Consider the following 7,727-nt stretch of genomic DNA (forward strand, 5'->3'; position numbering starts at 1 on the left):
GCTCTGGGAGCTGTCGGAACGGCTCACCGACACCCCCTTCCACCTGGCCTGATGCGCCGAGGTCGGCTCGCCGGAAAAAATCTCGAAGAAATCCGCGCGGGGCGTCGAGAATCCCGCGGCCGCTCCGACGTCTCAGGTGAGAGGCGCCCGAGAGGGGCGCCGCGGAGCCCGGCCCGAGCGGCCGACCGAGGAGAGAACGAGCCATGAAGTACCTGGTGATGGTTTACGGCAAGCAGGCCGACTACGACGCCATGAACGGCCAGGCCACCCCTGGCCACCCCGCCTGGAGCCAGGCGGACCTCCGCGCCATGTTCGCCTTCATGGAGTCGCTCAACAACGACCTCGCCGAGTCCGGCGAACTCGTCGAGGGACAGGGCCTGACCGAGCCCAAGCAGGCCATCGTGATCACCGGCGGGCCCGACGGCAAGCCCGTCGTCTCGGACGGCCCCTTCGGTGAGACCAAGGAGGTGCTGGCCGGCTACTGGGTGCTGGACTGCGCCAGCGCCGAGCGCGTGACGGAGATCGCGAAGCGCGTCTACGAGTGCCCGGCGCCCGAGGACTCGATCGTCCCGGACGTCGTCGTCCGGCCGATCGCGGAAGCCCCGGCCGAGGCGTGACCACCACCCCGTCCGAGGACCTGCTGCGCCGCCTCGCGCCGCAGGTCCTCGGGGCGCTCGTCCGCCGCCACGGCCACTTCGACGCCGCCGAGGACGCGGTGCAGGAGGCGCTGCTCGCCGCCGCCCAGCAGTGGCCGGCGCACGGCACCCCCGACAACCCGCGCGGCTGGCTGATCCGCGTCGCCTCCCGCCGGCTGCTCGACGAACTGCGCGCCGAGACCGCCCGCCGCCGCCGGGAGGAGACCGTCGCCGCCCTCACCCCGGCCGACGACCTGCACGCCCCTCCGCCGGGCGAGTTGCGCCACCCGCGCGAGGACGACACGCTGACGCTGCTCGTGCTCTGCTGCCACCCCGCGCTGTCGGCCCCCTCGCAGATCGCGCTGACCCTGCGCGCCGTCGGCGGCCTGACCACCGCCGAGATAGCCCGCGCCTTCCTGGTGCCCGAGTCGACGATGGCCCAACGCATCAGCCGCGCCAAGAAGGCCATCAAACAGGCCGGCGCCCGCTTCGCCGTGCCCAGCGCCCAGGAGCTCCCGGCCCGGCTCGCCCCCGTCCTCCGGGTGCTGTACCTCATCTTCAACGAGGGCCACACCGCCACCTCGGGCCAGGCGCTGCGCCGCGCCGAGCTGGCCACCGAGGCCGTCCGGCTGGCCCGCGCCCTGCACCGGCTGCTGCCGCACGACGGCGAGGTGACGGGCCTGCTCGCGCTGATGCTGCTGACCGACGCCCGCCGCGCCGCACGCACCGGCGCCGGCGGCGAGCTGATCCCGCTGGCCGAGCAGGACCGAACCCGCTGGGACAAACAGGCCGTGGACGAGGGGATCGAGCTGGTCAGCGCCGCGCTCGCCGCCCCGGGACCGCTCGGCCCCTACCAGGTGCAGGCCGCCATCGCCGCCGTGCACGACGAGGCCACCGGACCCGAGGACACCGACTGGCCCCAGATCCTCGCGCTCTACGACGTGCTGGCCGAGCTCGCGCCGAGCCCGGTGACCGAGCTCAACCGCGCCGTCGCCGTCGCCATGGCCCTCGGCCCGCGCGCCGGCCTCGACCGCCTTGACGCGCTCGACGCGGACGGCGCGCTCGCCGACCACCACCGCCTCGACGCGGTGCGCGGCCACCTGCTGGAGATGACCGGCGACCACGACGCCGCCCGCGCCGCCTACCAGCGCGCCGCCGCCGGCACCCTCAGCGTCCCCGAACGCCGCTACCTCCAGCTGAAGGCCGCACCCCTGGCGCCGCCGCCGGCGGACGAGTCGTGACGGGCGCTCACCACGGCGGCGAGCCGCGCCGCGTCACCGCTCGCGCGGCAGCGGCCGGTCCTCGACGCCCACTCGGCGGTCTCCCTGGCGCCTCAGGTCAGGCCGGGCCGCCCTGAAGTCTCCCGGCCTCCCCGGCCTTCGGCAGCGGCGCCGACCGGCGGCGCTCGTCAGCCGAGCACGGATCGCAGAGCGCGGTGATCCACGTCCCGTGCCGCCCGCCACCGAACCTCGGCTGGCCGGGGCGCCCGCACAGCTCGCACGTCTGCTCCGAGTCACGCTCCGCCGCCTCCGTGAGCCGGGCCGCCGCGTCCATCCAGTGCCCGTCGAACTCCCCGTCCGCGTCGAAGCGCTCGGCCACCCATATCCGCAGCCCGCCGAGGCGCCGCTCACACACCTCGATCCGGTAGTCCGGCGCCAGCTCGAGCAGCCGCCGGTGTAACCCCTCCAACAACGCCGCCCAGCCTGGGCCGACGGTGTCGGCCCAGGCTGGCAACTGCCGGTTCTCCCGGAAGGCGGGAACGCTCATACCCCCCATCATCCCCGGAGGCACTGACAATCGACGGCCGTCGGCGCACGCCGCCGCAGGGGAGACGGCTTCGGAGTGCTTCGCGTCATCGAGCCGCCTGAACGCCCAGCCGACCGCGCTTGATGTGCGCGAGCAGCGCGCGGCAGGCGTCGGGCCGCGCGGTCAGGACGGTGTCCGCGTCCTCGCTCTCGCGGAGGAGGACGGTACCGCCGGGGGCTATGCCGGCGAGTTCGAGGCATTCGCCACTGCCGGCACCGCTGCTGAACGATGACTTCTGCCAGTCAGGGGCCGGCATGGGGCGCCTCCTCAAGCACGTAGCGAAGGTGCTGGAGCAGCCGCAGCGAGCTGCCGGGCCCATCGTCCTTCGGGTCGAGCGGGGACAGCGCCACGTTACTCAGTTGCTCGAAGCCGTTGGCGAACTGGGCGATCTGGGTCGGCTCGCTGAGGAACGACGACGTCACCGGGTGCTCCACGTAAACGGTGCGCAACTCCGGGCACGAGGTGTCGAAGATGACGAACGGCGCCGTCGAGGTGGCCGGGTAGGACGGCGCACGGAACGGCAGGAGTTGGATCTCGACATGGGGGAGCCGGGCGATCTCCAGCAGGTGATCCAGTTGGCCGAGCATTACGGCACGCGGCACGAAGTGCATGTGGAATGCCGCCTCATGGACGACGGCGTGGAAGCGCGGTGGTTGGGAGCCGTGAAGTACCTGCTGGCGGTGTTGCCGGAACTCCGCGTAACGCTCGCGCCGGGCCGTCGGGGTGTCCGGTTCGCCGCTCTCGAAGAGCGCCCGCATGTAGGCGGGCGTCTGCAACAGGCCGGGTACGTACACCCACTGGAACGACCGATGCGCTCGCGCCGTCGACTCCAACTCCGCCAGGTCGCAGGCGCGGCTGTCGACCGCGTCCGTGTACTGCGTCCACCAGCCTGGACCGGTCGGTAGAGCCATCTCAACCAGCTCGCTGATAAGCGATTCGCTTGCTAGACCGTAAGCGCTGAGCAGCCGGCGCAGCTTGTCCTCTGAGATCCCGGTCCGGCCTGTTTCGATGTGGCTCATGTGGGCGCGCCCGAGGTCGGCATGGCTGCCTGCCTCCGTAGCCGACATGCCGGTGGACTCGCGCAGTCTACGCAACTCCTCAGCCAGGCGGCGTTGTCGCTGCGTCGGATGCGTTCGTAGTCCCACCGCTTGGGCTCCCTTCGTGCGTGGGCGGAGTCTGCCTGGAGGTGCGCGGCGAAGTCCACTCGATCGGGCGGAAGTGGCTGGCGTCGGTTGAGAATGCTAAACACAGCCGGCTAGCGTGATGCCACGATCTCAACGAACCGAGGAGGAACGGCATGTGCCTCGTTCCTGTCCGGTCCGGGACCGCCGACTTCACGTTGCGGTTCCCGGCTCATCCCAGCTGGGTGCGTACCGCGCGCGACGCGATGCGGACCGCGTTGCGGAGCGCCGTCCCGCTGAACGGCGAACTGATCGAGACTGCCGCGCTGTTGACGTCCGAGGTGGTCAGCAACGCGATCAACGCGTCGCTGTGCTGCCGAACGCCGCCGCCCGTCGACATACACGCCTGCTGGTCGCCGGAGGGGGAGTTGCAGGTACGGGTGTACGACCGGGGGCCGGGGATGCCGCGCCTGCCGGACGCCTCGCCGGCGGTGGACCAGGAGCACGGCCGTGGGCTGTTGCTGCTCAGCAGTTGCGCACGGCGGTGGGAGGTGTGCCGACACGCACCGGGGCCGGGGAAGTCGGTGTGGTTTCAGCTGTAACGGGCGGCTGGTACCACGGACAGCGCGACGTTCGACAGGGCGTCCGCGTTGCGGTAGCCGGCCGGCTGGTGCAGGCGGAGAGACCTGAGGGTTGGAAGTCCTGCCAGGACGGACAGGTCCAGATCGCCGGCACCCACGAGATGCAATGTCTCCAGATGGGGGAACACCCTGTCGATGAGGTCGAGATACAGGGGGGCACCGGGCTCGCACAGGACCCTGAGATGCGTCGTGTGGGGAAACTCCGCCTGGGACGGGACGCTTTCCAGCGCCTCCCGGTGCAGGGTCAACCTCGTCAACGTCCGGTGCTCCGCGACGCGCAGCCAGTCGTTGCCGCTGAGGATCTGGCCCTGGTGCCACAGGGCGAGCTCCGACAGCCTGGGAAACTCGTTCAGCCCGTGCAGTGCGCTCGCGTACTCGACCAGGCTCAGTCGGGTGATGGGTGCCCCCGGCGGCAGTTGGCGCAGTGGGTTCTCGGTCCGCCACAGGCGCACTTCAAGCTCCTTGACCTCGCTGAAGAGCATCAGCCCCGTGGGGTCGTGGTCCGTCCGCAACGCGACGCTCAGACGAGTCAACGGCAGACGCGCCAGGGGCGTGAGGTCGACGGACTCCTGTGACGGGTGGAGGGAGACGGACTCAAGCCCGTTCAGCTGGCTCAACAGGGACAGATCGACCGGTCCAGGGCTGTGATGATTCCGCACCTGGTGAGCCACCCCGGACCGAAGGAACATCGCGGGATCGCCGCCGAACGCCGAAAGGGGGCGGTTCCGGAGATTCGGGTGGCTGAGTTGGTCCTCGTGGTTCACGCTCACCACCAGGTCGGCCGGCAGCAGCGGGAGCACGGTGTCCGCGAACGCGGCGTGGTCGAAGTCGGACCAGGAATTGGCGGCCACGCGCAACGCCGCGGGGTGCCGGCTCGCGCAGAGCCGGGCCAACAGGTCGAGTGCCGCGTTGTCGCCGATCATGGCGGCGGTGAGTGCCACGACGTCGGCTTCCAGGTCGTCGAGGTCGCTCGGAGCGGGCAACAGCTCCAGCACAACGGGGCCGGCCGCTGCGAGAGCCCGAGCCTCCTCCAAACAGCGCGGTGGGATGAGGCCCGCCGCCCGAGCTGTCACCATCTCCTGCACGTCGGGGGCGAGTTGGGTGGCGTGCTCCAGGCAGGCCATGGCCAGCAGGTGGAGCCGGATGCGGTGCTTCCTGACCGTGTCGCCGCGCGTGACCAATCCCTTCAGCAGGCGGGCGCGTTCGGCCGGGCGGCCGTGGGCGACGGACATGCGGATGACGTCTTCCCACTGGTCGAGGTGGGCGTTCTTGATCAGCAGGGGCAAGTCGCGGGCCTCGACGGCCTCGCGGGCGGCCAGGTAGTCCTGGAAGGTGCGGTGGACGAAGATGATCGCGCCCTCGGTCGGCTCCAGCAGGAGGCCCGAGCGGTCGAGAAGGTGGCGCAGGACCGCCTCCGCGTCGCCCCGGGTGGAGACCTGCGGCATCGAGGGGAGTACCTGCCCGATCAGCTCCAGCGCGTCCTCCCGCTCCAACTCCGAGTGGCCGTTGCGGATCAGCCAGTAGGCGAGTCGTTGGAGGAGCAGCGTCTGTGAGGAGGCGTCGAGCCGCAGACCGTGGTCGATCTTGCGTTGCTGGTCGCGGCGTTCGAGCAGCATTTGCAGCGCCGCGTCGTACAATCCCTCGCGCCCGCGCGGGAGATAGCCGTGGCTGGTGCGGTGCAGCGCGCAGATCAGGCCGCACATCAGGGGGTTGGTGGCAAGCCGGCTGAGGTCGGGGCGGCTGCGTATGGCCGTGAGCAGGGCCTGCTCGTCGGACTGGTCGGCCCCAGCCGCCCTGTGCCAGCGCCGCACGAACGCCGTCACGTCCGTGCGGCTCATCGGGGCCAGCGACAGTTCGGTGAAGTCGTCGGCGGCCAGCCAGTCCTCGCGGACGGCGGACGGCCGGGCCGTCACCACGCACACGCTGCCGGGGAACTCCCGCAGTAGCTCCCGGAGCCAGGCGCGGGTGCGGTCGCGTTCCTGCTTGGGGATCTCGTCGATGCCGTCGATGAGCAGCAGACCACGAGCACCGGCCAGGACGCGTTCCACCCAGCCGCGTGGCGGGGTGTGCGGGCAGCGGACCGCGGTGAGGAAGTCGTCCGGCATGGGGAGTTCCTGACCGGCCCGGGTCAGGGTCCGCATGGGGAGGACGAACGGGACCAGGCCGATGAGGTGGGAGAGGCCACTGCTCAGACGGTGTTCGGCGGTGGTGACGGCGAGCCACAGGACGAGAGTGGTCTTTCCCGAGCCGGCGACGCCGCGCAGCAGCACGCGTTGGCGGCCGGAGAGGGCGCGTTCGGCGCGCTGGGGTGGGGCCGGCAACTCGTTGCCGTGAAGGGGCCGCTCGGTGGTTTCCAGGCTCAGGTAGGCATCGTCGAGCGGCCATTCGTCGTCCACGTCGATACCGAAGATGGTCAGCTTGTTGTGCCGGCGGACCAGATACTTCCGGTAGCGCTCCTCGAAGGCGGCGTCCTCGGCGGACTGGGAGGACACGCGCTCCACTAGCAGGTCGAGGGTGTGGATGATCCCTTCCTGCTGGCGGGTCTGCTCGACCAACGTACGGGCCACGAACGTCGATCGCTTGGTGAAGAAGTCCAGGACGTGGAGGCAGGCCAGGGCCAGCACTCGGTCGTAGAAGACGGTCGCGTCGGAGGAGAGCTCGTCGGTGTTCTGGCGGAGCTCGCGGGCGAGCGGCTCCACGCCGAGCCGGACCGCCTGGACGTCGTCCATGTTGAGGTCGCCGAGCGCCCTGAGCGACCTGGCCAGCAGGTCGGCGACCATGATGCGGTCAAGCTCCAGCGGGGTGTCATGTGGCCCCGTCGCCTTCGCCGCGCGCAGCGTCAGCTCGGTGGCCAGCTTCTCCACGTCCCGGTCGGTCAGCGTGCGCTTCTCGCCCCGGAAGGAGACGAGGGACGACAGCCGCACCGGCTTGTCGACGAGGCCGGCGCCCGGGCCGTCCTGCCGGAACAGCCGCTTGACCAGAGGCGCGACGGCGCTCGACGCCAGGCGTAATCCGGTGGTGCCGATGTCCATGCAGGGTCCCCCCCCCGTGGCGAGTGTCAGTCGTGCCGGTCCTGCGCCGCGAGGACGTCGTCGCCGTGGGTGTGTGCCCAGTCGCCCAACGCCTCGATGGCTGGCAGCAGCGTACGGCCCAGCGCCGTCAGTTCGTACTCCACGCGTGGCGGGGCCTCGCGGTAGCGGCGGTGGGTGACGAGGCCGTGGTGTTCGAGGCGGCGCAGGGTCTCGTTGAGGACCTTGGAGCTGATGCCGCCGACGCGGCGGCGCAGGTCGGCCGGGCGGGCGGGGCCGTGTCGCAGGGCCCACAGCACCACCGGGTTCCAGGTGTGGGCGAGGAGGTCGAAGGCCAGCCTGGCCTGGCAGTCCGCGATGAACACCGATCGGTACCTTTCGGATTTTCTACGGTCGTGCTCCCTGTCAGGAAAGCAGAAGGGGATGACCGGTGAGGATCGGAATTCTGGGGGCCGGGAACATGGCCCGGGCGCTGGGCGGCCGGTGGGAGCGGGC

At 71.0% G+C, this 7,727-nt stretch carries 8 protein-coding genes and 1 pseudogene; 3 read left to right on the forward strand and 6 right to left on the reverse strand.

Annotated elements, in window-relative coordinates; genetic code table 11:
- The first annotated feature begins 203 nt into the window (after window positions 1-203).
- A complete protein-coding gene (locus E1265_RS29905) occupies window positions 204-617 on the forward strand; it encodes a YciI family protein (protein WP_132934114.1) in 414 nt (137 codons plus the stop codon).
- Entirely contained in the window at window positions 614-1,876 is a 1,263-nt protein-coding gene (locus E1265_RS29910) for a sigma-70 family RNA polymerase sigma factor (protein ID WP_132934115.1), read from the forward strand. Before E1265_RS29905 ends, E1265_RS29910 begins: the two co-directional genes overlap by 4 nt.
- 97 nt (window positions 1,877-1,973) lie before the next feature.
- On the opposite strand, the gene E1265_RS29915 is transcribed toward E1265_RS29910, so the two are convergent.
- From E1265_RS29915 to E1265_RS40465, 4 genes and pseudogenes are all read right to left on the reverse strand, one after another.
- Entirely contained in the window at window positions 1,974-2,402 is a 429-nt protein-coding gene (locus tag E1265_RS29915; RefSeq protein WP_132934116.1) for a hypothetical protein, read from the reverse strand.
- Window positions 2,403-2,487: 85 nt separating this feature from the next.
- Window positions 2,488-2,697, reverse strand: coding sequence for a DUF397 domain-containing protein (locus tag E1265_RS29920; protein WP_132934117.1), 210 nt, complete (start codon window positions 2,695-2,697; stop codon window positions 2,488-2,490).
- Entirely contained in the window at window positions 2,684-3,352 is a 669-nt protein-coding gene (locus E1265_RS29925) for a DUF5753 domain-containing protein (RefSeq protein WP_243741210.1), read from the reverse strand. Before E1265_RS29925 ends, E1265_RS29920 begins: the two co-directional genes overlap by 14 nt.
- Before the next feature lie 21 nt (window positions 3,353-3,373).
- Window positions 3,374-3,586 (reverse strand): annotated as a pseudogene (locus E1265_RS40465) (helix-turn-helix transcriptional regulator); the annotation flags it as partial.
- A gap of 152 nt (window positions 3,587-3,738) precedes the next feature.
- Between E1265_RS40465 and E1265_RS29930 the strand changes: the two are divergent.
- Entirely contained in the window at window positions 3,739-4,164 is a 426-nt protein-coding gene (locus E1265_RS29930) for an ATP-binding protein (protein ID WP_132934119.1), read from the forward strand.
- Here E1265_RS29930 and E1265_RS29935 read toward each other — a convergent pair.
- Both E1265_RS29935 and E1265_RS29940 read right to left on the reverse strand, forming a co-directional pair.
- Window positions 4,155-7,235, reverse strand: a complete 3,081-nt coding sequence (locus E1265_RS29935; protein WP_132934120.1) for an NACHT domain-containing protein — start codon at window positions 7,233-7,235, stop codon at window positions 4,155-4,157. The genes E1265_RS29930 and E1265_RS29935 overlap by 10 nt on opposite strands.
- Before the next feature lie 26 nt (window positions 7,236-7,261).
- The gene (locus E1265_RS29940) at window positions 7,262-7,597 is read right to left on the reverse strand and encodes a helix-turn-helix domain-containing protein (protein WP_132934121.1); all 336 of its coding nucleotides are present in this window, start codon (window positions 7,595-7,597) and stop codon (window positions 7,262-7,264) included.
- Window positions 7,598-7,727 lie beyond the last annotated feature (130 nt).

It is taken from the genome of Streptomyces sp. 8K308, assembly GCF_004348315.1.
Taxonomy (GTDB): Bacteria; Actinomycetota; Actinomycetes; order Streptomycetales; family Streptomycetaceae; genus Streptomyces.

Bases quoted from the DNA above. Each gene is read 5' to 3' on its own strand.
- E1265_RS29905 (WP_132934114.1), top strand. From the start codon at position 204: ATGAAGTACCTGGTGATGGTTTACGGCAAGCAGGCCGACTACGACGCC.
- E1265_RS29915 (WP_132934116.1), bottom strand. From the start codon at position 2,402: ATGAGCGTTCCCGCCTTCCGGGAGAACCGGCAGTTGCCAGCCTGGGCC.
- E1265_RS29920 (WP_132934117.1), bottom strand. From the start codon at position 2,697: ATGCCGGCCCCTGACTGGCAGAAGTCATCGTTCAGCAGCGGTGCCGGC.
- E1265_RS29925 (WP_243741210.1), bottom strand. From the start codon at position 3,352: ATGGCTCTACCGACCGGTCCAGGCTGGTGGACGCAGTACACGGACGCG.
- E1265_RS29930 (WP_132934119.1), top strand. From the start codon at position 3,739: ATGTGCCTCGTTCCTGTCCGGTCCGGGACCGCCGACTTCACGTTGCGG.
- E1265_RS29935 (WP_132934120.1), bottom strand. From the start codon at position 7,235: ATGGACATCGGCACCACCGGATTACGCCTGGCGTCGAGCGCCGTCGCG.